Origin of the sequence: Sphingomonas sp. Sph1(2015), assembly GCF_001970915.1 — a bacterium.
GTDB lineage: Bacteria > Pseudomonadota > Alphaproteobacteria > Sphingomonadales > Sphingomonadaceae > Sphingomonas > Sphingomonas parapaucimobilis.
In genome coordinates this window covers 44,361-70,903 of record NZ_MQUI01000011.1, presented here as the reverse complement: position 1 = coordinate 70,903, position 26,543 = coordinate 44,361, and the positions used below count along the sequence as shown (strand labels likewise).

General features: G+C 67.1%; 25 protein-coding genes. 10 read left to right on the top strand and 15 right to left on the bottom strand.

Features of this window, described 5'->3' with window-relative positions; genetic code table 11:
• Position 1: 1 nt before the first annotated feature.
• A complete protein-coding gene (locus BSZ14_RS06850; RefSeq protein WP_076710345.1) occupies positions 2 to 1,288 on the bottom strand; it encodes a S41 family peptidase in 1,287 nt (428 codons plus the stop codon).
• Positions 1,289 to 1,518: 230 nt separating this feature from the next.
• On the opposite strand from BSZ14_RS06850, the gene BSZ14_RS06845 reads away from it, so the two are divergent.
• Positions 1,519 to 2,085, top strand: coding sequence for a hypothetical protein (locus BSZ14_RS06845; RefSeq protein WP_076710344.1), 567 nt, complete (start codon positions 1,519 to 1,521; stop codon positions 2,083 to 2,085).
• A gap of 19 nt (positions 2,086 to 2,104) precedes the next feature.
• On the opposite strand, the gene BSZ14_RS06840 is transcribed toward BSZ14_RS06845, so the two are convergent.
• The 6 genes from BSZ14_RS06840 to BSZ14_RS06815 form a co-directional block, all read right to left on the bottom strand.
• A complete protein-coding gene (locus tag BSZ14_RS06840) occupies positions 2,105 to 3,277 on the bottom strand; it encodes a murein hydrolase activator EnvC family protein (RefSeq protein ID WP_241823673.1) in 1,173 nt (390 codons plus the stop codon).
• Between the two features lie 5 nt (positions 3,278 to 3,282).
• Positions 3,283 to 3,705, bottom strand: coding sequence for a 23S rRNA (pseudouridine(1915)-N(3))-methyltransferase RlmH (locus BSZ14_RS06835; protein WP_076710343.1), 423 nt, complete (start codon positions 3,703 to 3,705; stop codon positions 3,283 to 3,285).
• Between the two features lie 19 nt (positions 3,706 to 3,724).
• On the bottom strand, positions 3,725 to 4,129 hold the full coding sequence (gene rsfS / locus BSZ14_RS06830; RefSeq protein WP_042483930.1) for a ribosome silencing factor: 405 nt from the start codon (positions 4,127 to 4,129) through the stop codon (positions 3,725 to 3,727).
• A 12-nt stretch (positions 4,130 to 4,141) separates the two neighbouring features.
• Complete coding sequence (locus BSZ14_RS06825; RefSeq protein ID WP_241823672.1) at positions 4,142 to 4,741, bottom strand: nicotinate-nucleotide adenylyltransferase; 600 nt, start codon at positions 4,739 to 4,741, stop codon at positions 4,142 to 4,144.
• Complete coding sequence (locus BSZ14_RS06820; protein WP_076710341.1) at positions 4,738 to 6,012, bottom strand: glutamate-5-semialdehyde dehydrogenase; 1,275 nt, start codon at positions 6,010 to 6,012, stop codon at positions 4,738 to 4,740. The genes BSZ14_RS06825 and BSZ14_RS06820 overlap by 4 nt, the downstream gene beginning before the upstream one ends.
• Positions 6,013 to 6,251: 239 nt before the next feature.
• Complete coding sequence (locus BSZ14_RS06815) at positions 6,252 to 8,996, bottom strand: [protein-PII] uridylyltransferase (protein ID WP_076710366.1); 2,745 nt, start codon at positions 8,994 to 8,996, stop codon at positions 6,252 to 6,254.
• Positions 8,997 to 9,121: 125 nt separating this feature from the next.
• Here BSZ14_RS06815 and BSZ14_RS06810 point away from each other — a divergent pair, with 125 nt between their 5' ends.
• Positions 9,122 to 10,537, top strand: coding sequence for a hypothetical protein (locus tag BSZ14_RS06810; RefSeq protein ID WP_198930465.1), 1,416 nt, complete (start codon positions 9,122 to 9,124; stop codon positions 10,535 to 10,537).
• Here the strand turns inward: BSZ14_RS06810 and BSZ14_RS06805 are convergent.
• On the bottom strand, positions 10,492 to 11,127 hold the full coding sequence (locus tag BSZ14_RS06805) for a DedA family protein (protein WP_042483974.1): 636 nt from the start codon (positions 11,125 to 11,127) through the stop codon (positions 10,492 to 10,494). The two genes, BSZ14_RS06810 and BSZ14_RS06805, sit on opposite strands and share 46 nt — an antisense overlap.
• A 75-nt stretch (positions 11,128 to 11,202) precedes the next feature.
• Between BSZ14_RS06805 and BSZ14_RS06800 the strand changes: the two genes are divergently transcribed.
• Positions 11,203 to 12,000, top strand: a complete 798-nt coding sequence (locus tag BSZ14_RS06800) for an aldo/keto reductase (RefSeq protein WP_076710340.1) — start codon at positions 11,203 to 11,205, stop codon at positions 11,998 to 12,000.
• A gap of 7 nt (positions 12,001 to 12,007) precedes the next feature.
• Here BSZ14_RS06800 and BSZ14_RS06795 read toward each other — a convergent pair whose 3' ends face one another.
• The 4 genes from BSZ14_RS06795 to BSZ14_RS06780 form a co-directional block, all read right to left on the bottom strand.
• Positions 12,008 to 13,006 carry a hypothetical protein gene (locus tag BSZ14_RS06795; RefSeq protein WP_241823671.1) on the bottom strand — a complete coding sequence of 333 codons (999 nt, stop codon included), beginning with the start codon at positions 13,004 to 13,006 and terminating at the stop codon, positions 12,008 to 12,010.
• A 77-nt stretch (positions 13,007 to 13,083) separates the two neighbouring features.
• Complete coding sequence (locus BSZ14_RS06790) at positions 13,084 to 14,481, bottom strand: UdgX family uracil-DNA binding protein (RefSeq protein WP_076710339.1); 1,398 nt, start codon at positions 14,479 to 14,481, stop codon at positions 13,084 to 13,086.
• 152 nt (positions 14,482 to 14,633) lie between these two features.
• Positions 14,634 to 15,119 (bottom strand): hemerythrin domain-containing protein, encoded by a 486-nt coding sequence (locus BSZ14_RS06785; protein WP_076710338.1) that lies wholly within the window; start codon positions 15,117 to 15,119, stop codon positions 14,634 to 14,636.
• A gap of 66 nt (positions 15,120 to 15,185) precedes the next feature.
• Positions 15,186 to 16,430: a putative DNA modification/repair radical SAM protein gene (locus BSZ14_RS06780; RefSeq protein ID WP_076710337.1), complete on the bottom strand. Its 1,245-nt coding sequence runs from the start codon at positions 16,428 to 16,430 to the stop codon at positions 15,186 to 15,188.
• A 103-nt stretch (positions 16,431 to 16,533) separates the two neighbouring features.
• Here BSZ14_RS06780 and BSZ14_RS06775 point away from each other — a divergent pair, with 103 nt between their 5' ends.
• Positions 16,534 to 17,250, top strand: coding sequence for a DUF4163 domain-containing protein (locus tag BSZ14_RS06775; protein WP_241823670.1), 717 nt, complete (start codon positions 16,534 to 16,536; stop codon positions 17,248 to 17,250).
• Between the two features lie 67 nt (positions 17,251 to 17,317).
• Positions 17,318 to 18,388: an alpha/beta hydrolase gene (locus BSZ14_RS06770; RefSeq protein ID WP_083748146.1), complete on the top strand. Its 1,071-nt coding sequence runs from the start codon at positions 17,318 to 17,320 to the stop codon at positions 18,386 to 18,388.
• Positions 18,389 to 18,401: 13 nt separating this feature from the next.
• Here the strand turns inward: BSZ14_RS06770 and BSZ14_RS06765 are convergent, their stop codons facing one another.
• Both BSZ14_RS06765 and mnmA read right to left on the bottom strand, forming a co-directional pair.
• Positions 18,402 to 18,674 carry a UvrB/UvrC motif-containing protein gene (locus tag BSZ14_RS06765; RefSeq protein WP_076710335.1) on the bottom strand — a complete coding sequence of 91 codons (273 nt, stop codon included), beginning with the start codon at positions 18,672 to 18,674 and terminating at the stop codon, positions 18,402 to 18,404.
• A 15-nt stretch (positions 18,675 to 18,689) separates the two neighbouring features.
• On the bottom strand, positions 18,690 to 19,787 hold the full coding sequence (gene mnmA / locus BSZ14_RS06760) for a tRNA 2-thiouridine(34) synthase MnmA (RefSeq protein WP_089413598.1): 1,098 nt from the start codon (positions 19,785 to 19,787) through the stop codon (positions 18,690 to 18,692).
• Positions 19,788 to 19,964: 177 nt separating this feature from the next.
• Between mnmA and BSZ14_RS06755 the strand changes: the two genes are divergently transcribed.
• From BSZ14_RS06755 to BSZ14_RS06745, 3 genes are all read left to right on the top strand, one after another.
• Entirely contained in the window at positions 19,965 to 20,195 is a 231-nt protein-coding gene (locus BSZ14_RS06755; RefSeq protein WP_042483990.1) for a hypothetical protein, read from the top strand.
• A 95-nt stretch (positions 20,196 to 20,290) separates the two neighbouring features.
• Positions 20,291 to 20,590: a CtrA inhibitor SciP gene (gene sciP / locus BSZ14_RS06750; RefSeq protein WP_042484057.1), complete on the top strand. Its 300-nt coding sequence runs from the start codon at positions 20,291 to 20,293 to the stop codon at positions 20,588 to 20,590.
• Between the two features lie 149 nt (positions 20,591 to 20,739).
• Entirely contained in the window at positions 20,740 to 20,997 is a 258-nt protein-coding gene (locus BSZ14_RS06745) for a GlsB/YeaQ/YmgE family stress response membrane protein (protein ID WP_042483991.1), read from the top strand.
• Between the two features lie 143 nt (positions 20,998 to 21,140).
• Here BSZ14_RS06745 and BSZ14_RS06740 read toward each other — a convergent pair whose 3' ends face one another.
• Complete coding sequence (locus BSZ14_RS06740) at positions 21,141 to 21,887, bottom strand: SIMPL domain-containing protein (RefSeq protein ID WP_076710334.1); 747 nt, start codon at positions 21,885 to 21,887, stop codon at positions 21,141 to 21,143.
• A 205-nt stretch (positions 21,888 to 22,092) separates the two neighbouring features.
• Here BSZ14_RS06740 and BSZ14_RS06735 point away from each other — a divergent pair, with 205 nt between their 5' ends.
• Positions 22,093 to 23,271 (top strand): efflux RND transporter periplasmic adaptor subunit, encoded by a 1,179-nt coding sequence (locus BSZ14_RS06735; protein WP_042484059.1) that lies wholly within the window; start codon positions 22,093 to 22,095, stop codon positions 23,269 to 23,271.
• Position 23,272: 1 nt separating this feature from the next.
• Positions 23,273 to 26,479 (top strand): efflux RND transporter permease subunit, encoded by a 3,207-nt coding sequence (locus tag BSZ14_RS06730; RefSeq protein ID WP_042483994.1) that lies wholly within the window; start codon positions 23,273 to 23,275, stop codon positions 26,477 to 26,479.
• Positions 26,480 to 26,543: the final 64 nt, after the last annotated feature.

Genomic DNA, 26,543 nt, shown 5'->3' with positions numbered 1-26,543 from the left:
GTCACTTCACCGGCGGCTTGGTGGCGGCGGCAATCTGGGCCGGGCCGCCGAGACGCGCGATGGTCTTCAGCGCGTAATAGAGCTGGAAGTCCTCGATCCCCTGCTTCTTCAGCTGCTCGGGCGCCATCGTGAAGCGCGGATCGGTCTTGGTATCCTCCTCCAGGATCGCATTATCGGCCTTCACCTCGTTGATGAGGTGGCGGCGCAGATCGGCCTCGCGGAAGACGGGGCGCGTCTTGTAATCGGGATCGGAGATTTCGGGCACCTTGATGTCCGGCTCGATCCCGCCCTCCTGCACCGACCGGCCCGAGGGGGTGTAGTAGCGCGCGGTGGTCAGACGAAGGGCGGTTTCAGGGCCGAGCGGCAGCAGCGTCTGGACCGAGCCCTTGCCGAAGCTGCGCTCGCCCATAATGAGCGCACGGTGATGATCCTGCAGCGCGCCCGCGACGATCTCCGACGCCGACGCCGTGCCGGAGTTGGTCAGCACGATCACCGGCAGTCCATGCGCGTCGTCGCCGGGCTTGGCATAATAACGCTCGATATCCGACTTCTCGCGGCCGCGCTGCGATACGATCTCGCCATGATCGAGGAAGGCGTCCGACACCGCGATCGCCTGGGTCAGCAACCCGCCGCCATTGTCGCGCAGGTCGACGACATAGCCGAGCGGCCGGTGGCCGAGGGACTTGTCGATCGCCATGATCGCCGCGCGCGTGTCGGCGCCGGTATTCTCGGAGAAGGTGTTGATGTTGATATAGCCGACATCGCCGCGCACCTCCCACTTGACCGGGCGCTGGACGATGACCTCGCGGGTCAGGGTCAACTCGATCGGCTTGTCGCGGCCGGGGCGGACGATGGTCAGCTTGATCTTGGTGCCGGGCTTGCCCCGCATCTGGCCGATCGCCTCGTCCAGCGACTGACCATAGATCAGCTTGCCATCGATATGGGTGATGTAATCGCCCGACTTCACGCCCGCGCGGCCCGCCGGGGTATCTTCCTGCGGCGCAATGACCTTGATCGCGCCGTCCTCCATCGAGACGGTCAGGCCCAGGCCGCCATAATTGCCCTCGGTCTGGATCTTCAGATTGTCGAAGTCGAGCGCGTCGACATAGCTGCTATGCGGATCGAGCGCCGCCAGCATCCCCTGGATCGCGCCCTTGATCAGCGTGTCGTCGTCGACCTTATCGACATAATCGGCCTTGATCCGGTTATAGACGTCGAGGAACCGGTCGAACTGCCGCACGGTCGAACTGTCCACCGCCGCCATGGCAGAGGTCGTGATCGGCACCATGGCCAGCGCGCCGACAAGGGCAGTAGCAGTCAGAAGCGGACGTTTCGGCAGCGGAAGTCTGGAAAGCGGGCGGGGCATCGAGTGTCCTGGACCAGATAAGCGGACCGCCTGTGTAGCGGGAAGCCGGACGCAATCAAAGCGCAACCGTGCTGAACGGGGGGTGAGCGCGACCGATCCTTTGCAGGGGCAGCGCGCTTGCCAACCGGGCTGCTCCTAAGCGACAAAGCCCCATGCTGATCGCCCTTCTGTTCGCCGCGGCCGCGCCCGACTGCACCTATGATCGCGCTGCCATGATGGCCTTGCCTCAGCAGACGTTCGATCAGGAACCCGGCGGTTGGCGAAGCCTGTCGATGCGCGGTTGCGAGGCGGAGGCGGCGGACCTCATTCGGAATTGGCGCGAGAAGAACAAGCCTGAACGCCTTGCGAGCATCCTTTACTGGCACGAGGGCCAGCTACGCGCCAATCTAGGCCAGCGCGACGCGGCGATCACCCTGTTCGAAAAGTCGCGCAAGACCGTTGAAGACGACCATGGCATGGGTTGGAACCTCTATGTCGACGGCAGCATCGCATTTCTTCGGCGTGATCGCCCGGCGTTTGACAAATGGCATGCTGCACTGGCGGCACTACCCAAGCCGGAAGATTTCGATCCGCGCGGCCCCGATGAAAAGCCGATTGCCATCGCCTGGCCGATGAACTTGAACGTACTCGATGGCTTTGCCCGGTGCTGGGACAAGTCCTACAAAGAGGCCTATGGTATGTGTGCGATGCCGAACCGGATCATCAAGACGGGCGCTTGATCCATTCCCTTCGTTCGCCTCACCCCAGAAGCGCGGCAATATCCATCGGTCGTCCGTCGCGGCGCAGTTCGACCGTCACGCGTGGCTCGACGCCGCCTTGTCCCCGCCCCGCCCGGCCGAGCACTGCGCCCGCCCCGACGTGCTGGCCGGGCTTCACCGCGATGGCACCCAGCCCCGTCACCAGACTGGTCCAGCCGGTGCCGTGATTCAGGATAACGATCCCGCCATAGCCGCGAAACTTGCCCGCATAGCGGACCTCGCCGCCCGCGGGCGCGACGACGGGGGCATAGGGGACGGTCGACAGGGTAATGCCGCGCGCCCGCACGCCTGCGTCCGAAATCTCGCCGAAGCCGCTCGCGACCTTGCCCTGTACCGGCAGGCGATAGGTGCCCGGCGCGATCTCTGGTCCCATGACGCCTGCCCCGAGCGGGCGCGAGACCGCGCCAGGCAGCGCCAGCAGGTCGCCCGCTATCGCCTTTGCCTCGCCGCGTTCGGCCATGCGGTCGACGATGTCGCGAGCGGCTTCGCCCAGCGCCAGCGCACGATTGGACTCATCGATCGCGACCTGACCCAGCGCCTCGGCGCGGCCGCGATGGCTTGCCTCCAGACGGGCCAGCGCCTGGCGTTCGGATTCCAGCTTGGCGGTGGTCTCGGTCAGCGCGCGCGCCGCCACCGTCACCTGAGCGCGGACGCGACGGGTGGCGGCGAGTTCGGCGCGGACGGTGGCGGAACGCCGTGCGATGACGGGGGCGACGGTGGCGAAGACCGCGCGGACATGCGCCAGATCGGCGACCGAGCCGGGTTGCGCCACCGCCGCGACCGGGGGGCGCGCCGCCATGCTCTGCATCGCGGCCAGCAGATGCGCGAGCGGGGCCTGCGCCTTGGCCAGCTTCGCCTGTTGCTGCTCCAGCAATCCCGTGACCAGATCGACGCGCGCCCGCGCTGCCGTCACCTCCGCTTCGGCGGCCGCGACACGCGCCGCCATGGCGCGCTCCCTGGCCTGGACGATGGCGGCGGCGTTGCGTTCGAGCCCGGCCTGCTGCTCCAGCGCCTGGGCGCGCGCCTGCGCAGCCGCCGCGCCCGCGCGGGCATCGGCCAGACGGCGCTGGTCTCCGGCGATGTCGGTCGCGCCCAGCAGCGCCAGCGCCGCCAGCGCCAGCACGCCATGCCGCGGCGCCCCATCACGCAACACCGAGGTCAGCCTTGGCGGTGATAGGGGTGGTTGGCGAGGATGCTGGTCGCGCGGAAGAGTTGCTCGGCCAGCATCGCACGCGCCATCATGTGCGGCCAGGTCGCCCGGCCATAGGAGATGAGCAGGTCCGCGCGCGCCCGATCGGCATCCTCGAACCCGTCCGCCGCGCCGATCATGAAGCGGCACTCGCGCACACCATCGTCCCGCCAGCGCTCCAGCCGACGCGCGAAATCCATCGAAGACAGATTCTCGCCCTTCTCGTCCATCAGGACCAGACGCGCCTGTCCCTCCAGCGGCGGGACCTTGCCGCCGGTGTCGGGGAGTTCGGTCACCTTGGTCGGCCAGCCGATCCGCTTGATATAGCGGTCGACCAGCTCGGCCTCGGGCGAACGGCCGATCCGCCCGCGCGCGACGATATGCAGCAGCACGGGCGGACCTCTGCGTGGATCAGGGGTTGCGGTCGGCCGGGCTGGCTGGCGGGGTCGGCGCGTCGCCGAAGGCCCACATGCGCTCCAGATTGTAGAAGCTGCGGACCTCAGGCCGGAAGAGGTGGACGATGACGTCGTTCGCGTCGATCAGCACCCAGTCGGCGGTCGGCAGACCCTCGATCCGGACCGAGCGGCCGAACTCGGCCTTGATCTTCTCGGCGAGTTTCATCGCCATCGAGGCGACCTGCCGGGTCGAGCGACCGCTGGCGATCACCATGAAATCGGCAATCGACGATTTGCCCGCGAGCGGGATCGAGATCGTCTCCACCGCCTGGTCGTCATCCAGCGACGCGAGGATCAGGCGATGCAGCGCCTCCACCTCGGCGGGATCGGACGGACGCGGCGATTGCGGGGAAGTGGCCAAGTGAGCTCCTGTTCAGGGGACGTTCCGGCCCATATGCCGAAACCAGTCCGGATCGCGAGCCCGAAGGCTCGTGGCGGAAGTCGGGTCGGGGCGGAAGCGCAACAGCACGAAGGCCGGCAAACTCCACATCGTCCAGTTCTTCGCCTGGCCCGGACGCCTCTGGAAACGCCTGAACCAGCCCAGCGCGGGTGTCGCGTGGGCGGCGGCATTGTACCCCGGACGGCCGATAACCGCAATCGGGATCGCACGGGCAATATCACGCCACCCGCGCCAGCGATGAAACTGCTCCAGATTGTCCTCGCCCATCAGCCAGATGAACGCGTGGCCGGGGTAACGGCGCCGGATTTTGCGCACCGTGTCGAGCGTGTAGCGGGTGTGCAATTCCAGCTCGATCGCGCTGGCCCGGATCGGCGCGCGACGCGCCATTTTCCGGGCCGAGGCGAAGCGCGCCGCGAAGGGGGCCATGTCGCCGGCGCCGTCCTTCAGCGGATTGCCCGGCGATACCAGCCACCACACTTCGTCGAGGTCGAGCGCGCGCATCGCGTCCAGCGTGATGCGGCGATGCCCCTTGTGCGCGGGATTGAACGACCCGCCGAGCAGACCGATCTTCATCCCTGATTTTCGGCGCGGATCTGCCCGGTCCCGCGCCCGATCCATTTATAGGTGGTCAGCCCTTCCAGCGCGACCGGACCGCGTGCGTGCAGACGTCCGGTGGCGATGCCGATCTCCGCGCCCAGCCCGAACTCGCCGCCATCGGCGAACTGGGTCGAGGCGTTCCACAACACGATCGCACTGTCGACCTGGGCCAGGAAGCGCTCGGCGACGCTCCTATCCTCGGCGACGATCGCGTCGGTGTGATGCGATCCATGCGCGGCGATGTGGGCCATCGCCCCTTCCACGCCATCGACCAGCGCGACGCTGGCGATGGCATCCAGATATTCGGTATCCCAATCCTCGGCCGTGGCGGCCTCGAGTCCGGGGACGATCTCGCGGATGTCGGCATCCCCGCGCACCGTGCAGCCTGCGTCGACCAGCGTGGCGACCAGTTCGGCGGGGTGGCAATAGGCGCGGTCGATCAGCAGCGTCTCCATCGCCCCGCAAATGCCGGTGCGCCGCATCTTGGCATCGCGGACGATCCGTATGGCCATTTCATGATCGGCCGAGCCGTCGACATAGACATGGTTGATCCCGTCGAGATGCGCGAGCACCGGCACCTTCGCCTCGGCCTGCACCCGCGCGACCAGGCTCTTGCCGCCGCGCGGGATCAGCAGGTCGATCAGTCCGTCGGCGGCCAGCATCGCACCCACCGCCGCGCGGTCGGTGGTCGGCACCAGCTGCACCGCGTCCGCCGGTCCCCCCGCCGCCGTCCAGCCCCGGACGAAGGCGGCGTGCAGCGCGCGGTTGCTGTGGACCGCCTCCGACCCGCCGCGCAGGATCGCGGCATTGCCCGCCATGGCGCAGAGCGCGGCGGCGTCGACCGTGACGTTGGGGCGGCTTTCATAGACGATGCCGATCACCCCCACCGGCACCCGGACGCGCGACAGGTTCAGGCCGTTGGGCCGGGTGCGCTCGTCGATCCGCTGACCCACGGGATCGGGCAGGGCGGCCACCGCCTCGACCCCCGCGACGATGCCCGCAATCCGCGCCTCGTCCAGCGTCAGCCGGTCGAGCATCGCCGGGGACAGGCCGTTCGCCGCGCCCGCCGCCACGTCGCGCGCATTGGCCTCCAGCACCACCGGAGCCGCGTCGCGGATCGCGGCGGCGGCGGCGCGCAGGGCGTCGGCCTTCGCCTCGGTCGGCATCTGCGCCAGCGTGACGGCGGCGTTGCGGGCGCGCTGGCCCATTTCGGCGATCAGGGTGGGAATGTCGTTTCGGTCGGTCATGCGGGGGGCGGTATCATGCCGGGACGACACACCCAAGCATCGGAATCTTGCGCCCCTGCAAGGCGCGGTGGTCTGTGGGTCTTTGGGATCGAGATGACGTTTCATGAAAACAATGTGAGCCCCTCCCCTTCAGGGGAGGGGTTGGGGTGGGGCCTCGCCACATACCTCACGCTTGCGGAGGCGCCCCACCCCTGGCCCCTCCCCTGAAGGGGAGGGGGGCAAGCCGATCCCATCCCAATCTACGCCGCGATCTCCAGCGCTTCGCCCGCCGCCGCGCCGAGCAGCCTTTTCTCCAGCGTCTTCAACCGGCCGCTATTGGTGATCTGATCCCCGGTCAGGTCGGTCAGGTAGAAGACGTCGACCGCGCGCTCGCCATAGGTCGCGACATGCGCGGAGTGGATCGTCACCTTCGACTGGAACAGCGCATGGGCCAGCTGATTCAACAGCGCGGGTCGGTCGCGGGCATGGACCTCGACCACCGTGAATCGGTTCGAGGCGCGGTTGTCGATCAGGACATTGGGCGCGATGTGGAAGGCATCGGCCCGCGGTCGCGCATTGGGCTTGGCGACCAGCCGGTCGGCCAGCTTGCTGCGATTGGCGAGCGCATCCTCGATCGCGCGGCGCAGGCGGGACAGCTGGCCGGGATCGTCGAAGGGGCGGCCCAGCGGGTCCTGCACCAGGAAATTGTCGATCGCCATGCCGTCGCGCGTGGTGTGGATGCGCGCATCGATGATGTTGCCGCCCGCGACATGGATCGCGCCCGCGATGCGATAGAACAGGCCTGGATGATCTGCGGCATAGATGGACACCAAAGTCGCGCCGCGCTCGCCGTAAACCTGCGCGTCGATCGACAGCTGCGCATCGCCCGCCGCCGCCATCTGGCGGGCATTATGGGCCAGCACATCCTCGGGCTCGGCGATCCAATAGGCTTCGGGCAGCCGACGGACCAGCGCGGCGAACTGCGCCTCCGGCCAGCCCAGTATCTCCGCCAGCCGCGCCTGCTTGGCGGCGATGCGTTCGGTGCGGCCGCGCTGCTTGTGACCCAGGCGCAGCACCTCCTCGGCGGCGTCGTACAGGTCGGCGAGCAGCTGGCGCTTCCAGCCGTTCCACGTCCCCGGCCCGACCGCGCGGATATCGACGATGGTCAGCAGGAGGAGCAGGCGAAGCCGCTCGGGGCTCTGCACCGTCTCGCAGAAGTCGAGGATGGTCTTGAAGTCCGACAGGTCGCGCTTGAACGCGGTGGCGGACATCAACAGGTGCCAGCGGACCAGCCACGCCACCGTCTCGGTCTCGGCCTCGCTCAGGCCCAGGCGCGGGCAAAGCCGCTCGGCCACTTCGGCACCCAGGATCGAATGGTCGCCGCCGCGCCCCTTGGCGATGTCGTGGAGAAGGACGGCGACATAGAGGACGCGCCGCGACACGATCTGGCCGATGATCGCCGAGGCGACCGGATGCTCCTCGACCAGTTCCTGCCGCTCGATCCGGGCGAGCAGGCCGAGCGCGCGGATGGTGTGCTCGTCGACGGTGTAATGATGGTACATGTCGAACTGCATCTGTGCCACGACGCGCCCGAAATCGGGCATGAAGCGGCCGAAGACGCCCGCCTCGTTCATCCAGCGCAGCACCAGTTCGGGGTCATGGCGGCTGGTCAGCACGTCGAGGAACATCGCATTGGCGCGCGGATCGTTACGGATGTCGTCGGCCAGCTTGGCATCGCGTGAGGCGGCGCGCACCGCCAGTGGGTGGACCTCCAACTCGTAACGATCGGCGAGCTGGAAGATCTCGATCAGGCGGACCGGGTCTTCCTGGAAAAAGTCGTCGCGCGGCAAGGCGAGCCGTCCGCGATCCAGCACGAAGCCGTTCAACCGGCGCGGGCGCCGGCGGATGGTGGGCAGGCCGAAGCGATGGCCGCGCGCCGCGAACCGCTCGTCCAGATGCGCCAGGAACGCGCCGGTCAGCGCGCCGACCGTCTTCACCTGCAGGAAATAGAGCTGCATGAACCGCTCGACCTTGGCCTTGCCGGGGCGGTCGGAGAAACGCATCCGCTCGGCGATCTGGCGCTGCACGTCGAAGGTGAGGCGGTCCTCGGCGCGGCCGGTGATGGTGTGGAGGTGGCAGCGGACCGCCCACAGGAAATTGTCGGCGCGGTGGAACTGGCGATATTCCTCGCGGGTGAACAGGCCACGGTCGATCAGGTCGGCGGCGCGGTCGACGTCATAGACATATTTACCGATCCAGAAGAGCGCGTGCAGGTCGCGCAGGCCGCCCTTGCCCTCTTTGACGTTGGGTTCGACGACATAGCGGGTATCGCCCATCTTGCGATGGCGCAGGTCGCGCTCGGCCAGCTTGTCGGCGATGAACTGGCGGTGCGAATCGGTCTGGATTTCCGCCTTGAAGCGGCGCGACGCCTCGTCATACAGCGCCTGATCGCCGCACAGGAACCGCCCCTCCAAAAGGGCAGTGCGAACCGTCACATCGGCCTTGGCCTGGCGGATCATCTCGTCGATCGAGCGGCTGGAATGGCCGACCTTCAGCCCCAGGTCCCAGAGCGAATAGAGCATCGATTCGATGACCTGCTCGGCATGGGGCGTCTGCTTGAAGGGGGTGAGGAACCCGATATCGACGTCCGAATAGGGCGCCATCTCGCCCCGGCCATAGCCGCCGACCGCGATCAGGGTCAGCCGCTCGCCCGCCGTGGGGTTGCTCAAGGGGTAGAGCGTGTCGGTGGTGAAATCGAACAGCACCTTCAGCACCTGATCGGTCAGATACGCCTGCGCCGCCGCCGCCTCCAGCCCGCGCGAAGGATGGAGCGACAGCCGTCGCGCCACTTCCTGCCGTCCGGCATCGAGCGCGGCGCGCAGGACGGGGGTGACGAGCGTGCGGCCTTCCGGCCCTGTGATGCCCAGCGCCGCGACCTGTTCGGCGAGCGCGCGGCGATCGACGATGGCGCGGCGGTTGGGCAGGGATTCGAAACGGCTGTGCATCCGGCCTTCATAGGGGCTGGTGATGAACAAAAGGAGAGGGGGCCGACTCAATCCTTGCGAAGGCGCGCTTGTCCGTGACCGGCGGTGCGGGTAGCGCGGGAGCCCGTGAAGCGGGAGACGATCCGATGACGCGGTGGCAGGGCTTGGGCGGCATTCGGGCGGGGCTGTTCCTGCTGGTCTGGTTCTCCTGCGCCTGGTTCGGTTCGTGGGAGTTCAATCCCAACAACGCGACCCGCCTGTTCGCCGCGATCCGCATGGTCGAGAACGGCACCGCGACCATCGACCCGTTCGCGCCGCTGACCATCGACAAGGCGCAGTTCGGCGCGCACGCCTATCTCGACAAGGCGCCTGGCATGACGCTGATGGCGCTGCCCGCCGTGGCGCTGGCCGACCTGGTCACCGGCGACCGGGCCGAGCGCCATGTCCTGTCGACGGTCGATCCCGGTTTCGTCGATTATCTGAAGCTGCGCACCCGCGTCGCCGCCGCCACGGGCTCGGCGCTGCTGACCGCGATCGCGGCGGTGATGCTGTTCGACCTGGCGCTGGGCCTGAGCGGGCGCGCTGCGGCGGCGCTGTTCGCCGCGCTCGGCTATGCGCTGGGGACGCCGATCTGGGGCTATTCCACGACCCTGCTGGGCCATGCGAGCGTGGCGGCGCTGTTCGTCATCGCGCTGGTCGGCGTGGCGCGGGGCGGTGGACGCTGGCTGGCGGTGGCGGGGCTGGCGCTCGGCTGGGCGGTAGTGGTCGAATATCAGGCGGTTCTGGCGGGGTCGGTCATCGGGCTCTGGGCGCTGTGGCGAAATCGCGCGAACCCGAAGACGCTGGTGCCGTTCCTGGCGGCGGGGCTGGTCGGCCTGATCCCGTTGGTCGCCTATAATCTCTTTGCCTTCGGGACGCCGTTCCGCATCGGCTATTCGGGGGTGGTCGGGTTCGAGGGGATGAACCAGGGGCTGTTCGGACTGACCTTTCCCCGGATCGCGGTGCTTCGCGAAATCCTGATCGGTCCGACGCGTGGGATCGTCTGGGTCGCGCCGGTGCTGGTGCTGGCCCCGATCGGGCTGTGGCGGCTGGGCGAGGAGCGGGCGACACGCGGGCTGGCGCTGACCGCCGCCGGGGTCGCGATCGTCGCGTTGCTGGTCAACGCGGCCTATGTCTATTGGGATGGCGGCAACGCCACCGGCCCGCGTCATGCCATGCCGCTGGCGGGGGTGATGGCGCTGGGGCTGGCGCCGCTCTGGGTCATGGCGCGGCCCTTCTGGATGCGCGGCTTGCTCGCGCTGGTGCTGGCGGGTTCCATCGCGATCAACCTGACCATCGCCGCGGCCGAGATCTTCGCGCCGCCGACCTTCCGCCGGGCCTGGTGGCAGGCGGTGATGCAGCAGCGCTTCCTGGTGGGCGACCTGCGCACCATCCCCTCCGACTGGTGGGGATGGACGACATGGAATGGCCTGTACCTGTGGGCGGCGGTGGCGGTCCCGCTCGCTTTGTGGCTGGTTCAGTCCTGTGCGCGCTTCAGCCCGCGTACCCGGTGCCAGACATAAAGGCCGATCAGCACGACCAGCACGATCCCGATCGCCAGGTCGGCACGGTGGAAGAATGCCTTTACGCGGGGATCGGAGTCCCACTTCTCGCCCAGCTCGCGCCCGACGATGGCAAGGACGAGGCAGAAGGGCCAGCTGCCCAGAAAGGTGTAGAGGTGGAAGGGGACGAGCTTCATCCGGGCCACCCCCGCCGGAAAGGCGATGAAGGTGCGGATCACCGGCAGAAGCCGCCCGATCAGCACCGCGATCGAGCCATAGCGGGCGAAGAAGCGGTCGGCGGCGTCCAGTTCGCCCGGCCCGATCAGAAGGTATTTGCCCCAGCGCTCGGCGACCGGCCGCCCGCCGCGCTTGCCGATCTCATAGGCGACGATCGAGCCCAGATTGCAGCCCAGTGCGCCTGCGGTCGCGGCGAGATACAGGTTGAACTGGCCGGTCGACACCAGATAGCCCGCGAACGGCATGATGATCTCGGAAGGCAGCGGGATGCACGCGCTCTCGATCGCCATCAGCAGCATGATGCCCAGATAGCCACCGGTGGAAATGACCCAGATGGCGAAGCTCGCCAGCGCGGAAAGAATATGCTCGACCATGGGGGCAGCGACTTGCGCGATCGGGGGGCGGGGGTCAATCGGAACCGCATGCGGGGGCGGCCGGTTTGGGACGGCATGAAGACACTGACCCTGAACGACGGCCGCTCCATGCCCCAGCTGGGGCTCGGCACCTATCAGATCCCGGATTCGCAGGCGGCGCTCGTCGTGCGGCGTGGCCTCGATACCGGATACGGCCTGGTCGACACCGCCGCCATCTATGGCAATGAGCGGGGCGTGGGCGACGGATTCCGTGACGCCGATGCCTTCCTGACCACCAAGCTGTGGAACGACCGCCACCGCGATGCCGAGGCGGCGCTGGACGAGAGCCTGGCGCTGTTGGGTGTCGAGGCGGTCGACCTATACCTGATCCACTGGCCGGTTCCCGCCGAGGATGCCTATGTCGAGGCATGGCAGAGCCTGATCGGCTTGCGCGAGGCGGGCAAGGCGAAGTCGATCGGCGTGTCGAACTTCCTGCCCGAGCATCTCGACCGGATCATCGAGGCGACCGGCGTGGTCCCCGCCGTTAACCAGATCGAACTCCATCCCCGCTTCCAGCAGCGCGAGGCGCGGGCCTATCATGAGGCCAAGGGCATCGTGACCCAGAGCTGGAGCCCGTTGGGTCAGGGTGGCGAACTCCTGAAAATGCCCGAGATCGCGGGCATCGCGGACAAACATGGTCGCTCGACCGCGCAGGTCGTGCTCGCCTGGCACCTGGCGCATGGGCTGTCGGTGATCCCCAAGGCGGCGGATGCGGCGCATATGGCCGATAATTTCGCCGCCGCCGAGCTGGTGCTGGACGACGAGGACATGGCGGCGATCGACGCACTGGACGATGCGGACGGGCGAATCGGGCCGGACCCTCGCGAAATGTGAGGGGCGGTCAGGTCGCCTGAAAATACCCTGTCTGATCCACGAAGCCGCGGATGGCCGTCGCGTCGTCATAGGGGAGTTCGATCAGTCGCTTGATCGCCGCTCGTTTGTCATGTGCGGCATCGTAATGGCGCCGGGCGATCCGATAGCCGACGAAATAGCCCAGATCGCTGACGCCGAAGGGATTGGCGGCGCTGTTCCACAGCCAGTTGTCGTAATTGTCGCCCGTCATCTCGGTGACGAACCGTGCCTTGATGTCCGCCTCATGGGCGGGGCCATAGGCATAGAGCGGCAGGGCGGGCTTGCGGCCGGTAATCAGCTCCGCCACCAGCTCGGCGACGCCCTCGCGCAGCGATTGTTGCAGCAGATTGCCCTGCGTTTCCTGCTGCTGGGTATGGACATATTCGTGAATATTGTTCTGGGCGTTGTTGGCGAAGGGCCGCGACCGGAAAAAGGTGGCCAGCCGCGATCGCATCGGTTCGGGCAGTTCGGACACGTCGACCGTCTCATCGCCCAGGGCGAGTTCTGCCCCGATCAGGACCTTGTCGGCCACGGTCGTGCCGCCTGTCCGCAGGACCCCGATGGCGTAGGTGATCGAGGCGGGGCGCAGTTCGGGGTAGAGTCGGCGAAAATGCGCGACATCGTCCTTCAACGTCGCCACCGCCGCCGGGGACCGCCGGGTCAGCGGACGGACCGAGGCCCAGAATTTGGGCCAGCGAACGATGGCATCGACATATTGCTGGTCGGTATAGCGCCGCGCGGCCATGAGCGCGTGCAGGCCCGGCGTGCCCGGCACGATATAGAGGCTGCGGATCAGGCGAAGTCGCGCGGCAGGATCGCCCTCTGCGTTGATCGCGTCGACAGCGACCCAGAAGCGGGCGATGTCACTATCGACTACCGATGTCGGCGCGAGGGGCGGCGCGACGGTCACAGGTGCGGGGGCCGCCCCCGCCAAGGAAAATCCGCCCATCGCAGCCCATGCCACGGCAAAGAAATCAGCCCCCTTCATGCCCGCTCCCCCCGATCCGTACCCCTCAGGCATGGGTCGGGGGAGCGGGTTCGAAAGTCAAGCGACGGGAAAGATCGCTAACCCAAGGCTCCCGCCGCCAGCTTCAAATCCGCCACGAACCGCGCATATTCCGCCTCCTTCGCCGCTGGATCCGGCAGGCGGAGCAGATAGCTCGGATGGACGGTGATGAAGGCCATGCCGCCATCGGGCAGGGTCAGCGCCTTGCCACGTTCGCGCCCGATGGTCATGACCCTGCCGAACAGCGAGCGCGCCGCCGTCGCGCCCAGCGCCACCGTCACCTGCGGCTGGATCAGCAGGCGTTCCTGTTCGACCCACCAGCGGCACGCCTGGATTTCCCCGGCATTGGGCGAGCTGTGGATACGGCGCTTGCCGCGCGGCTCGAATTTGAAATGCTTGACCGCGTTGGTGACATAGGCCGTCGCCCGGTCGATTCCGGCTTCCGCCACCGCGCGGTCGAAGACCTGGCCTGCGGGGCCGACAAAGGGATGACCCGCCAGATCCTCCTGGTCGCCCGGCTGTTCGCCGACGAACATCAGCGCGGCATCGACCGGCCCCTCGCCGAACACCGTCTGCGTCGCAGGCGCGTGGAGCGGGCAGCGGGTGCAGGTCATCGCCTCGTCCCGGAGCGCCGCCCAAGCGCTTTGCGCATTGCCGCCGCGCCCGGTCCGCACATCCGTCCTGGCATTGGCAATCATACCCGTCTCCCGCGCCTGCGCGCCCGCGATCAATTCGGACACCAACGCGGTTTCCGGCATGTTTTTCCAGTATTTGCGCGGCATCTCCTTCAGCATCGCGCCGATCTTCACGCGGGCGGGATTGAAGATGCTGGCATAATAGGTCTTCCACACCGCCTCGGTCGGATCGCCCTCCGGCGCGTCCGCCTTGCTGGCGCCCGGACCTTCGCTGAGCGTCTTGCCGTCCCAGTGGAGGGAGGCCTCGGGCGTCAGGATCGACCAGCGCATCGTGGTGAAGCGGTTGACGAAGAACGCCGCATTGGCGCGCACGATGTGATGCTCGGGCTCGAACCAGGCGACATAGCGCGGGCCTTCGGCGTCCTCGGTCTCGCGGAAGCGCAGGAAGGCCCGCATCTTGTGGATGTCGCGCCGCACCGCCTTGGCCAGCCGGTCGAGACGGCGGATCAGCGGATCGGCCTGATCCTCGATCAGCCGGGGCTGGTGCCGCAATCTGTCGAGCGCGGTGTGGAGCAGCGCGAAACGTTCCGGATCATTGGACAGGATGACGCTGCGCGCGAGGTCGATGAATGCGCGGGATACGTTGAAGCGGGGGGTGGCGGTGGTCGGCGTGTCGGCGGCGGCCGCACCGAACAGGTCGGCGGGTTGGTCGCCGACCTGCCACACCACCTGGTCCGGGGGTACGCAGTCGGCGATCAACCCGCGCGCGGCGTCGCGCCAGGCGTCGAAGTCGTCGGGGGCGGGGAGGGTGATGATGCGCATGGCTACTCAATCCTCCCCGGTACGGTGAGGTGGCAGGCCGCAGGCCTGACGGAGGGGGCGTGCCGCACAGGTCATCCCTTGCGGCGCTCCCCCTCCACCATGCTTCGCATGGTCCCCCTCCCCTTGCAGGGGAGGATTAGGGCTCCCAGAAATCAATCCCGCTCGTCTCCGCCGGGCGGGTTGGCCTTGGCTTCCTTTGCCTCGATCGGCTTGCGCTCCTCATAGATGTCCGCGAGCTTCTGCTCGGTCGCGTCGTCGAGTTCCTTCTCGGCGGCGGGGAACATCTCTTCCTCTTCCTCGTCGATATGATGCTCATAGCGATGGCGCATGTGGAAGAATTTGGATTCCCACTCGTCCGATGCGAAGTCGAGGTCCATCATCTCGCCCAGCAGATCGTCGATCTCCTTATGCTCGGAGACCGAATGGCGCGCATCGTCGCGCAGCTCGGGTTCGCCCAGCATAGTGGCATAAAGCGACTCTTCCTCGGCAGCGGCGTGGCTCTGCACCTCGATACGGAACGCCTCGAACAGCTTCTTGCGCTTCGCCCCGTCGCCCTTCAGCCCGGTAAGTTCCTTCAGCATGTCGCGCTGCTTGTCGTGGTCGCGCTTCAGATCGGCATAGATGTCGGCCGTGGCCATGGCGTGTCTCCTTCGCGCATCCAACGGCGCAGGATGACGCCCGTTTCACCCGCGAATCACTCTCACTCAGCCAAACAGTTCCAACTGCTTGCCCTTCGGCTTTATCAGCGGTTTCAGGTCCGCCCGCTCGGCCAGCGCGACGGGGCGCCAGTCCTCCGCGATCAGGAAGGGGCGCAGCTTGGTGATCGACACGGTCAGCCGCCCGACATCCTCCAGCCGCAGCTTGCGCCATTTGCGGGTGGCGATGATCCGGTCCACCGCCTTCACGCCCAGGCCGGGCACCCGCAGCAGCATCTCGCGCGGGGCACGATTGACGTCGACGGGAAAATTCTGGCGGAATTTCAGTGCCCATGCGAGTTTGGGATCGATATCGAGCGGCAGCATCCCCGTCGCCTCGTCTGCCGCCGCCGCCACCTCGCCCGGCTGATAGTCATAGAAGCGCATCAGCCAGTCGGACTGGTAGAGCCTATGCTCGCGCATCAGGGGCGGCCGTTGCAGCGGCAGCACGGCGGATGCGTCCGGGATCGGGCTGAACGCCGAATAATAGACACGGCGCAGGCGGAAACGGTCATAGAGCGTCGCCGCGCGCCCCACGATGTCGCGATCGGTCGCGGCGTCGGCACCGACGATCATCTGGGTCGACTGGCCTGCGGGCGCGAAGCCGGGGGCCGACTTATACTTCTTGGCGGCGTCCGTCCGGTCCTCGATGGCGGTCTTCACATCGGCCATCGCGCCTTCGATCCGGCCCGCATCCTTTTCGGGGGCGAGGCGGCGCAGGCCACCCACCGTGGGCAGCTCGACATTGATCGACACGCGGTCGGCATGGACCCCCGCCAGCCGCACCAACTCGGGATCGGCATCGGGAATGGTCTTGAGGTGGATATAGCCGCGAAAGCCATGATCCTCGCGCAGGCTGCGCGCGACCTCGACGATCTGCTCCATCGTATAGTTGGACGACTTGATGATGCCCGAGGACAGGAACAGCCCCTCGATATAATTGCGTCGATAGAAGGCGAGGGTGAGGTTCACCACCTCCTGCGCGGTGAAGCGCGCGCGGCGGACGTTCGAGGACTTGCGGTTGATGCAATAATGGCAGTCGAAGATGCAGCTGTTCGTCAGCAGGATCTTCAACAGCGAGATACAGCGGCCATCGGGCGCATAGGCGTGGCAGATGCCCATGCCCTCGGTCGATCCGATCCCCTTGCCGTCGCGGCTGTTGCGCTTGGACGTGCCCGACGACGCGCAGGACGCGTCATATTTGGCGGCATCCGCCAGGATCGCCAGCTTCTCACGGGTGTCGAGTTGCGCCATCTGTTCGATATATGTTCGCGTGGGCGGCGGGGCAAGCGGAACTCCGCCAGTCATCGGCCGTACAGCCCGTCTGGTCCAGATTGGCGGCATCGAGGGGAGATGGATGATGTGTAAGGTGATGATCGCGCTGGCTTTGATCGGTGCGGCTGGTCCGGCGATGGCGCAGGTCGTGACGCGCAACGCCAAGACCGCCGATTATGAATTTAGCTACGCCTATCCGGCCGCTGCGGCGCGGATCGCGGGGTTGAAGGCGTGGCTCGACGCCGAGCGTGCGCGTATTCAGGCGAAGACCGCGCGTGACGGCGCCGTCGCACGCCGCGAGGCGAAGGCATCGGGCTATCCCTACCACGCCTATTCCTTCGACAAGACATGGAAGGTCGTGACCGACACGCCGCGCTTCCTGAGCCTGTCGGGCGACAGCTATAATTTCACGGGCGGCGCGCACGGCTCGCCCGCTTCCTATGGGCTGGTCTGGGACAAGGCGGCGGGGCGGCGGCTGGACCCCAAGGCCGTTTTCGTGTCGCTGCCCGCGTTCCAGACCGCGATCCGCACCGACTATTGCGCCAGGCTGAAGGCCGAGCAGCGGCGGCGCATCCAGGGCGAATTGTCGTCGATGAATGCCTGCCCGTCGCTCAAGGAACTCACCGTGCTGCTGGGCTCGACCAATGGCCGCGCGATCGACCGGATCGGGCTGATTGCCGACCCCTATGTCGCGGGTTCCTATGCCGAGGGGGCGTATGAGGTCACGCTGCCGGTGACGCGGGCGATCATCGGTACGGTGAAGCCGGAATATCGCGGGGCGTTTGCCGTGCGGGGATGAGAGGTTTCATCGCGATTGCCTCTCACGTCACCGCAGAGCAGACTGCCGGTGATATGGGGAGGACGCCATGGGACGATCGCGGCATCTGGCAGGGGTTTTACTGACAAGTCTCGTTTTGTCGCTACCGGGGGCGGCGCTTGCAACCCTTCCGGCGTCCGACAATGCGAATGTTCGAGTGGAGCAGGCGCATATCCCGTCAGCGCCCGGCGTGGTTCTGGCTGGTGAACTGCATCTCCCGGCCCAGTCCTCGCAACGCCCTCCGATCGTTCTCCTGCTGGGGGGCGGAGGAGCTTCTCCCCATGGCATTTATCCCCTGCTGGAAGCGCAATTGAATTCAGAGGGGATCGCGACTTTCAGTTTCGACAAGCGCGGTGTGGGCCAGTCGACCGGCATTTTTCAGGACGCGATCGATGTCGCTCGGCAGGATGCCCGCGCGGCGCTGCTCTATTTGCGGTCGCGATCCGACGTAATCGATACCGCCCGGATCGCCATTCTGGGCCTGAGCCAGGGGGCGGTGATTGCGCCTGCGCTCGCGGTCGAAAATCCTCCGGTCGTGGCGCTTGTTCTGCTGGCAGCACCAGCGGGGCAGCGCGGGCAGATGTTTCTGGACGGTATGCGAGCCAAGCTGACGGCAAGCGGGATGGGTGCCAAGGCGGCGGAGCGTGTGGTGGAGGCGACGCGGCTCTACCTGGACGCCCTGACGGGAGGTCGTTCGGCGAACACCATCGCTGCGCGAAGGGACGCGGTCGTTCAGTCCTTTGTGGCGGCCAACTGGCGCGCCGATCTGGCGGACGGCGCTGTCAAGACCTTGAGCGAGCCTGCCACCTCATCGCTCTATACGGTTGCCGCCAATGCCAATCTCGCGCAGGTCAAGGTGCCCGTGCTCGCCATCTATGCCGCCAACGACACGACGGTCTCCACCGCGCTCAGTATGCCTGAAGCGCGGCGCGCCCTTGCGAAGAATCACGATGCCATGATCGTTGAGATGCCGGATGTCGAACATGGCTTCAAACCGCTCGTCACGACGCCTTCGGGGAAGAAGGACTATGCTGGCTGGCCGATTTCCGATCCGGCGACGCTGCGCGTGATCGACGACTGGCTTCCGCAAAGATTGCTGCGGGCAGGTGAACGCCCCTGACGTCTCCGAGCTGCTAACCCTGACGCCGCCCGCGTCCCTTGGTCATCGGATCGGGCTTTTTCGGCGGCACCCAGCCTTCGGGGCGTTCCGGGCGCGACTGGCTGGTGCCGAGACCCATGGCGCCGGGCTGCTGGCGGGTCAGGCCGCTGGTGTCGACGGCGACATCCTCCGCGCCGCCGCGAAGCAGGTTGATGCGGTCGCGTAAACGCTTCGCCTCCTCGAAGTCGAGGCGTTCGGCGGCGGCCTCCATCTGGCGGCGCAGGTCTTCGAGGGTCGGGGCGGTCATGCCCGGATCAACGCCTCAGGCGGCGATGCGTGCCGCCTCGGTCTCGGCGATCCAGCCGCCGCCCAGCACCCGGTCGCCGTCATAGAGCACCGCCGCCTGGCCCGGCGACACGCCATATTCGGGCGTATCGAAGACCAGCCGGTCGCCGACCATGCGGGCGGGCACCGGCTTGGCCATGGAGCGGACCTTGGCGAACACCGGGCCGTCGAGCGGGCCGAGGATGTTCATGGCCGTCAGCCGCGCCGCCTCCACCGCCAGCGCGACGCGCGGGCCGACGACGACGCGCCTGGTATCGGGCTCCAGCCGGACGACATAGAGCGGCTCGGGGCTGCCGCCGATCTCCAGCCCGCGCCGCTGGCCGACCGTATAGTGGATCAGGCCGCGATGCTCGCCCAGCTTGGCGCCCGTCAGGTCGACGATATCGCCGCGCGTATCCGCTTCCGGACGCAATTTCTTGACCAGCCCCGCATAGTCGCCATCGGGCACGAAACAGATATCCTGGCTGTCCGGCTTGGCGGCGACGCCCAGACCCAGTTCAGCGGCGATCTCGCGGACCCGCGACTTAGGGAGAGCGCCGAGCGGGAAGCGCAGGAAGTCCAGCTGCTCCTGCGTCGTCGCGAACAGGAAATAGCTCTGGTCGCGCGCCGGATCGGCGCCGCGATGCAGTTCCGCGCCGTTCGCGCCTTCGACCCGCTGGACATAATGGCCGGTTGCCAGACAGTCCGCGCCCAGGTCGCGGGCCAGTTTCAGCAGGTCGGTGAATTTCGGCCCCATATTGCACTGGACGCAGGGGATCGGCGTGCGCCCGGCCAGATATTCGTCGGCGAAGCGATCGACCACCTGGGTGCGGAAACTGTCTTCATGGTCGAAGACATAATGCGCGATGCCCAGCCGGTCGCACACGGCGCGGGCGTCGCGGATGTCGCGGCCCGCACAGCAGGCACCCGCGCGGCCCACCGCCTCGCCATGGTCGTAGAGTTGCAGGGTGACGCCGATCGTCTCGGCCCCCGTGGCATGGGCGAGCGCGGCCACGACCGAGCTGTCGACACCGCCCGACATCGCGACCACGATCCGCTTGGCCTGGGGATCGCCCCCAAGCTGAAAGTCCACCATCTGCTCCATGGTCGCCCCCATACGCCTTTCGCGCGCGTCATGCAAAATAGCGAAGCGCCCTTTCGAACGGAGAAGGGCCGGGCTTCTTGAAAAAGTGAGAATAGTTTTCGGCCTTTACCCGACTTTCATATCCCGTCGATAACAAGGGCACTCACCCACCGGGATTGGACCGCGCTTTTGGACCTGAGTTTCAACCGTTTCGATCGGGATACCGAACTGACGGTGCTGCCGCCGGACCTGGCCGTGCTGATGGTCGGTGCGACAGCGCGGCAGGCGGCCAGCCCGACCGCCGCGGTGCAGGCCGGTTTCGCCCGCGTGTCCCCCGATCCGATGCTGTTCGCGCCGCTCGACGGGGCGTTCAACGGGCCGATGGCGCGGGCCATCGTCGGATGGACCAGGAATGAATGATCCGTTAACCTTTCGATTTTAGGCGATGTTCAAGGGCACATGGTAGAGCGGCCCGATAGACGACATGGGGTAGGGAGCCCCGACGAGGTTTGATGATGATCGAGAACCAGAAGATCCGCCCTGCCAAGGTAATCGGGCCGCTCGGCGAACCGCTGACGCTCGATACCCTGCCGCCGCCCAGCACGACGCGCTGGGTCGTCCGTCGCAAGGCGGAGGTGGTCGCGGCCGTCAATGGCGGGCTGCTTTCGGTCGACGAGGTCTGCGACCGTTATGGCCTGACCGTCGAGGAATTCGCCGGGTGGCAGCGTGCCATCGACCGTTCGGGAATGCCGGGCCTGCGCGTCACCCGCATCCAGCATTATCGCTCGCTCTACGAGCGCCAGCAGAAATACTGAGCCCCACGCAAAGGCCCGAATAAAAACGATCGCATCGTTGACATTCCCGAAAACGCTTCGTCGAATTGCCGGTACGGCCACGGAACAATAGCCACATTCGCACGTCTTTTCCCCGTGTCCCGCTCGCGGGCCCAACGGAGGGAAAGACAATGGGTATTATCCTGTGGCTTATCGTCGGTGGTGTCATTGGCTGGCTGGCCAGCATCATCATGCGTACCGATGCTCAGCAGGGCATCTTTCTGAATATCGTCGTCGGTGTCGTCGGCGCGTTCATCGGCGGCCTGATCTTTGCAGGCGGTTCGATCAACAATGCCGGTCTGACGCTGACCTCGTTCCTCGTTTCGCTGCTGGGCGCCGTCGTCCTGCTGGCGATCGTGAACCTGGTTCGTCGCGGTCGGGTGCGTTAATAAACGCACTCGCTCGTTGAGCCGAAAAGGGCCGTCCGGGAAACCGGGCGGCCCTTTTTCGTGGGTCCGGTATGGCGTGGTTCTCGATCCGTCCGCCGGAAGGGCCGCCCCCATGCCGGTAAAGGCATTGGGGGCGGTGACGTTCAGTTCAGCAGGAAGCGGACCGAGACATTGACGGTCACGTCGCGCTCACCCGGCGCGATACTGGTCTTTTCCATGGTGTCCGAACGCATCGCCGAGGCGCGGAGCATCATCGGCGGCTGGGGGCCGCCCGCATCCGCGCCATTTTCGGTGATCGACACGATCCGCGCCACGCGCATACCCGCCGCCCTGGCGTAAAGCTCGGCCCGGGCGCGGGCGCGCTGGATGGCATCGGCCCGCGCTTCGTCCAGGGCGACGTCGGGCTTGTCGATCGACAGATTGGGACCGTCGATCTGGTTCGCCCCCTGCGCGACCAGTGCGTCGAGGACGCTGCCCGACTTGGCGACATCGCGGAAACGGACGCTGATCGTGTTGGTCGCCTGATAGCCGGTGATGGCGGGCGGGACATTCTCGCCATAGCGATATTGCGGCTGGAGCTGCACCGTCGCGGTCTGGATATCGCGGTCGGCGATCCCGGCGCGTTTCACGGCGGCGAGCACCCGCGCCATGCGCTGCGCATTGTCGGACAGCGCGGCGGCGGCGGTCGCACCCTGGCTGACCACGCCCGCCCGAATCGTCGCGAGGTCGGGCACGCGCGTCGTTCGCCCCTCGGCCGACACGTCCAGCACGGTCCCGGCGGCGGGCACCAGCGGCTCGACCGTGGTGGGCGCGGTCTGGGCGGTCGCCGTCATCGGCGCCAGCGCCGCGGGGGCCAGAGCGGCCAGAAGCAGATATTTGGTCATCGACATCTCCCGTATGATGATTGCCCATGGCTTTGACGCCTGATGGCAAAACACATGATGAACGCACCGCGCCGACCTTGGAGCCGCCGTAATTGCAGCGTACCAAAAGACACTTGAGTGGTGTGCTATATTTCTATAACACAGCGGCCATGGGCGCATCCTGCATGGCAATGGGCGCACGATGGATGCGGTTCGGGGATCGATGACGAACATGAATTACGAGACGGGGGCGATCGGTGGCGGCCGGCATCTGGAGCTGGAGGGGCCGGTATCCACGCCACGCCGGCGCTGGATCTGGATCGTCGCGGTGGTGGTCGTGCTGGCGCTGGCGAGCTGGCTGCTGTTCGCGCCCAAGAAGCATGAGGCGGCGCAAGGTGCCGGTGCAGGCACGCAGGTGCCCAACATCACCGTCGTCGTTCCCGGCCAGCAGGCGGTCAGCCGCGTGATCTCGGCCACCGGCACGCTGGCCGCGCGCCGCGAAATGCCGGTCGGCGTCGCGGGCGAGGGGGGCATGATCACCCGCGTCCTGGTCGAACCCGGCCAGTGGGTCCGCGCGGGGCAGGTTCTGGCGACCGTCGACCGCTCGGTGCAGACCCAGACCGCCTCGGCCTTGAATGCGCAGATCGCGGTGGCCCAGTCGGATCAGAAGATCGCGCAGGCCGAACTCGACCGCGCCCAGCAGTTGGTCGATCGCGGTTTCATCTCCAAGGCGGACCTCCAGCGCCGCGCCGCGACCCGCGATGCCGCCGCCGCGCGCGTCCGGCAGGCGCAGGCCTCTTACAAGGAAGCCCTGGCGCGCAACGGCCGCCTCGACATCCGCGCGCCCGCCGAGGGCCTGATCCTGACCCGCGCCGCCGAGCCGGGCCAGATCGTCAGCTCGGGCTCGGGCGTGCTGTTCCGCATGGCGATGGGCGGCCAGATGGAGCTGCGCGCGCAGCTGGCCGAGGCGGACCTGGTCGGCCTGTCGGTCGGTGCGCCCGCGACCGTCACCCCGGTCGGCGGCGACAAGAGCTTCAAGGGTGAGGTGTGGCAGGTGTCGCCCGTCATCGACCCGCAGACGCGTCAGGGTATCGCCCGCATCGCCCTGTCCTATGACCCGGCGCTGCGCCCCGGCGGTTTCGCCGCGGCGACGATCCGTGGCGGCGCGGGCCATGCCCCGGTCCTGCCGGACTCGGCGATCCAGAGCGACGACAAGGGCAGCTTCGTGTATATCGTCGGGGCCGACAACAAGGTCGCGCGCCGTGACGTTAAGATCGGTCAGGTGTCCGACGACGGCGTGACCATCGCCTCGGGCCTGAAGGGTGACGAGCGGGTGGTGCGGTCGGCGGGTGGCTTCCTGGCGGCCGGGCAGCTGGTCCGCCCGATCCTTGGCGGCCAGGAGGCCAAGTAAGATGAGTTTCCGCAACATCTCGGCCTGGGCGATCCGGAACCCCGTTCCGCCGATCGTCCTGTTCGTCGCGCTGACCCTGGCGGGCATCGTCAGCTTCATGCGGATGGACGTGAACAACGACCCCGACATCGATTTCCCGATCGTCGTGGTCGTCGTGAACCAGCCGGGTGCGGCCCCGACCGAACTGGAGACGCAGGTCACCCAGCGGGTCGAGGCGGCGTTGCGGAACTTGCAGGGTGTCGACCAGATCACCTCGACCGTGACCGAGGGCACGTCGCAGACGCTGGTCCAGCTCGACATCGGCACCCCCATCGACCGCGCGGTCAGCGATGCCCGCGATGCGATCACCCAGATCCGCTCGATGCTGCCCGACGGCATCCTCGAGCCGCAGGTGATCCGCGTCGATTCGACCGACAACGACCTCGCCAGCTATTCGGCGGTGGCGTCCAACATGACGCCCGAGCAGCTCAGCTGGTATATCGACAACAATGTCACCAAGGAGCTGTTGTCGGTTCCGGGCCTGTCCAAGGTCATCCGCAACGGCGGCGTGACGCGCGAGATCCGCGTGATCCTCGATCCGCTGAAGCTCCAGGCGCAGGGCCTCACCGCCAGCGAGGTCAATGCGCAGCTGCGCATGACCAACCTGAACGCGGCGGGCGGCCGCGCGGAGATTGCGGGCACCGAACAGGCGGTCCGCGTGCTGGGCAATGCGCGTAACGCCTATGACCTGGGCCAGACCCAGATCAACGTGCGCGGCGGCCGCACCGTCCGGCTGGCCGACATCGCCACCGTGCGCGATCTTTATGCCGAACAGCGTTCGCAGGCGGCGGTCGACGGGCGGCAGGTCATCAGCTTCGACTTCCAGCGCGCCAAGGGCGCGTCGGACGTCAGCGTCTTCAACGGCGCGGTCGAGAAGCTGAAGGCGCTGGAAAAGCGCAACCCGGAGGTGAAGTTCGTCCTCCGCTCGAACAGCGTGAAATATACCGAGGCGCAATATGAAAGCGCCATCCACGCGATGATCGAGGGCGCCGTGCTGGCCGTCATCGTCGTCTTCATCTTCCTGCGCGACTGGCGCGCGACGGTGATCTCGGCGCTGGCCATTCCGCTGTCGGCGATCCCGGCCTTCTGGTTCATGGACCTGCTGGGCTTCACGCTGAACCAGATGACGCTGCTGGCGCTCAGCCTGGTGGCGGGCGTGCTGGTCGACGATGCGATCGTGGAGATCGAGAATATCGTGCGCCACATGCGCATGGGCAAATCCGCCTATCAGGCGTCGATCGACGCGGCGGACGAAATCGGCCTCGCGGTGCTTGCTACCACCATGGCGATCGTCGCGGTGTTCCTGCCGGTCGCACTGATGCCGGGCGTTCCGGGCCAGTATTTCAAGAATTTCGGCCTGACCGTCGTCGTCTCGGTGCTGATGAGCCTGGCCGTCGCGCGCCTGATCACGCCGATGATCGCGGCCTATTTCCTGAAGTCCGCAGGGCATGCCAGCCATGGCGAGGGCAGGTTGATGGACGCCTATATGGCGACGCTGCGCTGGTCGCTGCGTTATGACCGGCCGACCGATGGCGTACGGCGCGGTGTCGTGCGGCGCTTCTTCGGGCGGTTCCGCGATCACCGCCTGTGGGTGATCGGCATCGGCTTCGGCGCCTTCGCGCTGACCATCGCGATGTTCGCGATCATCCCCAAGACCTTCCAGCCGCCCCAGGATAACGACCAGGCGGTCGCCAAGATCGAGATGGTGCCCGGCACGACGCTGGCCCAGACCGACAGGGTCGTGAAGCAGGTCGCGTCCTTCCTGAAGAAGCAGCCGGACGTCGAGTCCGTCTATTCGCGCACCGGCGTCGGCAATGGCCGCGTCGTCGCGACGCTGAAGGAGGATCGCTCGATGAAGAGCACCGACTTCGAACGGTCGCTGGCCCCCGAACTGGCGGCGATCCCCGATGCGCGCGTATCGTTCCAGTCGCAATTCGGCTGGGGTTCGAGCGGGCGCGACCTGACCATCACGCTGGGCGGCGACGATCCCGCCGTGCTGCGCGACACCGCCAACAAGATCGTGGCGCAGATGGGCACGCTGCCCGGCCTCGTCGCGCCGCGCATCGTCGGCAATCTCGACCGGCCGGAAATCATCATCCGCCCGCGCCTCGACCTGGCGGCCAATCTGGGCGTGACGACGCAGGCGCTGTCGAGCGCGATCCGCATCGCGACGCTGGGCGATATCGACCAGAACTCGGCCCGCTTCTCGCTGTCCGATCGTCAGGTGCCGATCCGCGTCGCGCTGGACCAGAATGCCCGCGCGCGCCTGTCCACCATCCAGAACCTGCCGGTGCAGACCCAGACCGGCGGCTCGGTGCCCCTGAGCGTCGTCGCCGAGATCGGCCTGGGCGCAGGGCCTACCCAGATCGACCGCGTGAACCAGCGGCGTCAGGTGACGGTCGGCGCCGACCTGGCCAAGGGCGTCATCAGCGGCGACGCGATGAAGAGGGTCCACGACCTGCCCATCATGAAGAACCTGCCCATGGGGGTCAGCGAGATGGTGCTGGGCCAGGCCAAGATGCAGGCGGAGATGATGGCCAACTTCTTCACCGCCATCATCTCGGCGGTGTTCCTGGTCTTCGCGGTGCTGGTGCTGCTCTATCGCCGCTTCCTGCCGCCCTTCGTCAACATGGCGTCGCTGCTGCTGGCCCCGCTGGGTGGCTTGCTGGCGCTGTATTTCAGCGGCAATCCGCTGTCGCTGCCGGTCTATATCGGGTTGCTGATGCTGCTGGGCATCGTCGCGAAGAACTCGATCCTGCTGATCGACTTCGCGCTGGAGGAGATCGCCAAGGGCGTGCCGATCCGCGAGGCGGTGCTGGATGCCGGGCACAAGCGCGCCCAGCCGATCGTGATGACGACGGTCGCCATGGTCGCGGGCATGATCCCGACCGCGCTGTCGCTGGGCGGTGACGGATCGTGGCGCAGCCCGATGGGCGTGACGGTGATCGGCGGGCTTGCCCTGTCGACCGTCCTGACCCTGCTGATCGTCCCTGCCGCCTTCAGCCTGTCGGTCGGTGTCGAGCGCTGGATCGGGTCGCGCCTGGGTCGACGCCTGCTGACCTACAGGCCCGGCGACGAGCTGGGCAGCGGGCCGGTGATCGAGGGGCCTGCCGGTGGTCCCGCGCTGCCGCCCGCGACGGGCAAGCTGGGCTACGATCCGGCGGAGTGAATCCTCCCCGGCACGGGGAGGGGGACCATCCGAAGGATGGTGGAGGGGGAGCGCCACGAAGGGC

Excerpts from the sequence above, each read along its gene's own strand:
- BSZ14_RS06850 (WP_076710345.1), bottom strand. The coding sequence starts at position 1,288 with ATGGTGCCGATCACGACCTCTGCCATGGCGGCGGTGGACAGTTCGACC.
- BSZ14_RS06845 (WP_076710344.1), top strand. The coding sequence starts at position 1,519 with ATGCTGATCGCCCTTCTGTTCGCCGCGGCCGCGCCCGACTGCACCTAT.
- BSZ14_RS06825 (WP_241823672.1), bottom strand. The coding sequence starts at position 4,741 with ATGAAGATCGGTCTGCTCGGCGGGTCGTTCAATCCCGCGCACAAGGGG.
- BSZ14_RS06820 (WP_076710341.1), bottom strand. The coding sequence starts at position 6,012 with ATGACCGACCGAAACGACATTCCCACCCTGATCGCCGAAATGGGCCAG.
- BSZ14_RS06815 (WP_076710366.1), bottom strand. The coding sequence starts at position 8,996 with ATGCACAGCCGTTTCGAATCCCTGCCCAACCGCCGCGCCATCGTCGAT.
- BSZ14_RS06810 (WP_198930465.1), top strand. The coding sequence starts at position 9,122 with ATGACGCGGTGGCAGGGCTTGGGCGGCATTCGGGCGGGGCTGTTCCTG.
- BSZ14_RS06805 (WP_042483974.1), bottom strand. The coding sequence starts at position 11,127 with ATGGTCGAGCATATTCTTTCCGCGCTGGCGAGCTTCGCCATCTGGGTC.
- BSZ14_RS06800 (WP_076710340.1), top strand. The coding sequence starts at position 11,203 with ATGAAGACACTGACCCTGAACGACGGCCGCTCCATGCCCCAGCTGGGG.
- BSZ14_RS06795 (WP_241823671.1), bottom strand. The coding sequence starts at position 13,006 with ATGAAGGGGGCTGATTTCTTTGCCGTGGCATGGGCTGCGATGGGCGGA.
- BSZ14_RS06790 (WP_076710339.1), bottom strand. The coding sequence starts at position 14,481 with ATGCGCATCATCACCCTCCCCGCCCCCGACGACTTCGACGCCTGGCGC.
- BSZ14_RS06785 (WP_076710338.1), bottom strand. The coding sequence starts at position 15,119 with ATGGCCACGGCCGACATCTATGCCGATCTGAAGCGCGACCACGACAAG.
- BSZ14_RS06780 (WP_076710337.1), bottom strand. The coding sequence starts at position 16,430 with ATGGCGCAACTCGACACCCGTGAGAAGCTGGCGATCCTGGCGGATGCC.
- BSZ14_RS06775 (WP_241823670.1), top strand. The coding sequence starts at position 16,534 with ATGATGTGTAAGGTGATGATCGCGCTGGCTTTGATCGGTGCGGCTGGT.
- BSZ14_RS06770 (WP_083748146.1), top strand. The coding sequence starts at position 17,318 with ATGGGACGATCGCGGCATCTGGCAGGGGTTTTACTGACAAGTCTCGTT.
- BSZ14_RS06765 (WP_076710335.1), bottom strand. The coding sequence starts at position 18,674 with ATGACCGCCCCGACCCTCGAAGACCTGCGCCGCCAGATGGAGGCCGCC.
- mnmA (WP_089413598.1), bottom strand. The coding sequence starts at position 19,787 with ATGGTGGACTTTCAGCTTGGGGGCGATCCCCAGGCCAAGCGGATCGTG.
- sciP (WP_042484057.1), top strand. The coding sequence starts at position 20,291 with ATGATCGAGAACCAGAAGATCCGCCCTGCCAAGGTAATCGGGCCGCTC.
- BSZ14_RS06745 (WP_042483991.1), top strand. The coding sequence starts at position 20,740 with ATGGGTATTATCCTGTGGCTTATCGTCGGTGGTGTCATTGGCTGGCTG.
- BSZ14_RS06740 (WP_076710334.1), bottom strand. The coding sequence starts at position 21,887 with ATGTCGATGACCAAATATCTGCTTCTGGCCGCTCTGGCCCCCGCGGCG.
- BSZ14_RS06735 (WP_042484059.1), top strand. The coding sequence starts at position 22,093 with ATGAATTACGAGACGGGGGCGATCGGTGGCGGCCGGCATCTGGAGCTG.
- BSZ14_RS06730 (WP_042483994.1), top strand. The coding sequence starts at position 23,273 with ATGAGTTTCCGCAACATCTCGGCCTGGGCGATCCGGAACCCCGTTCCG.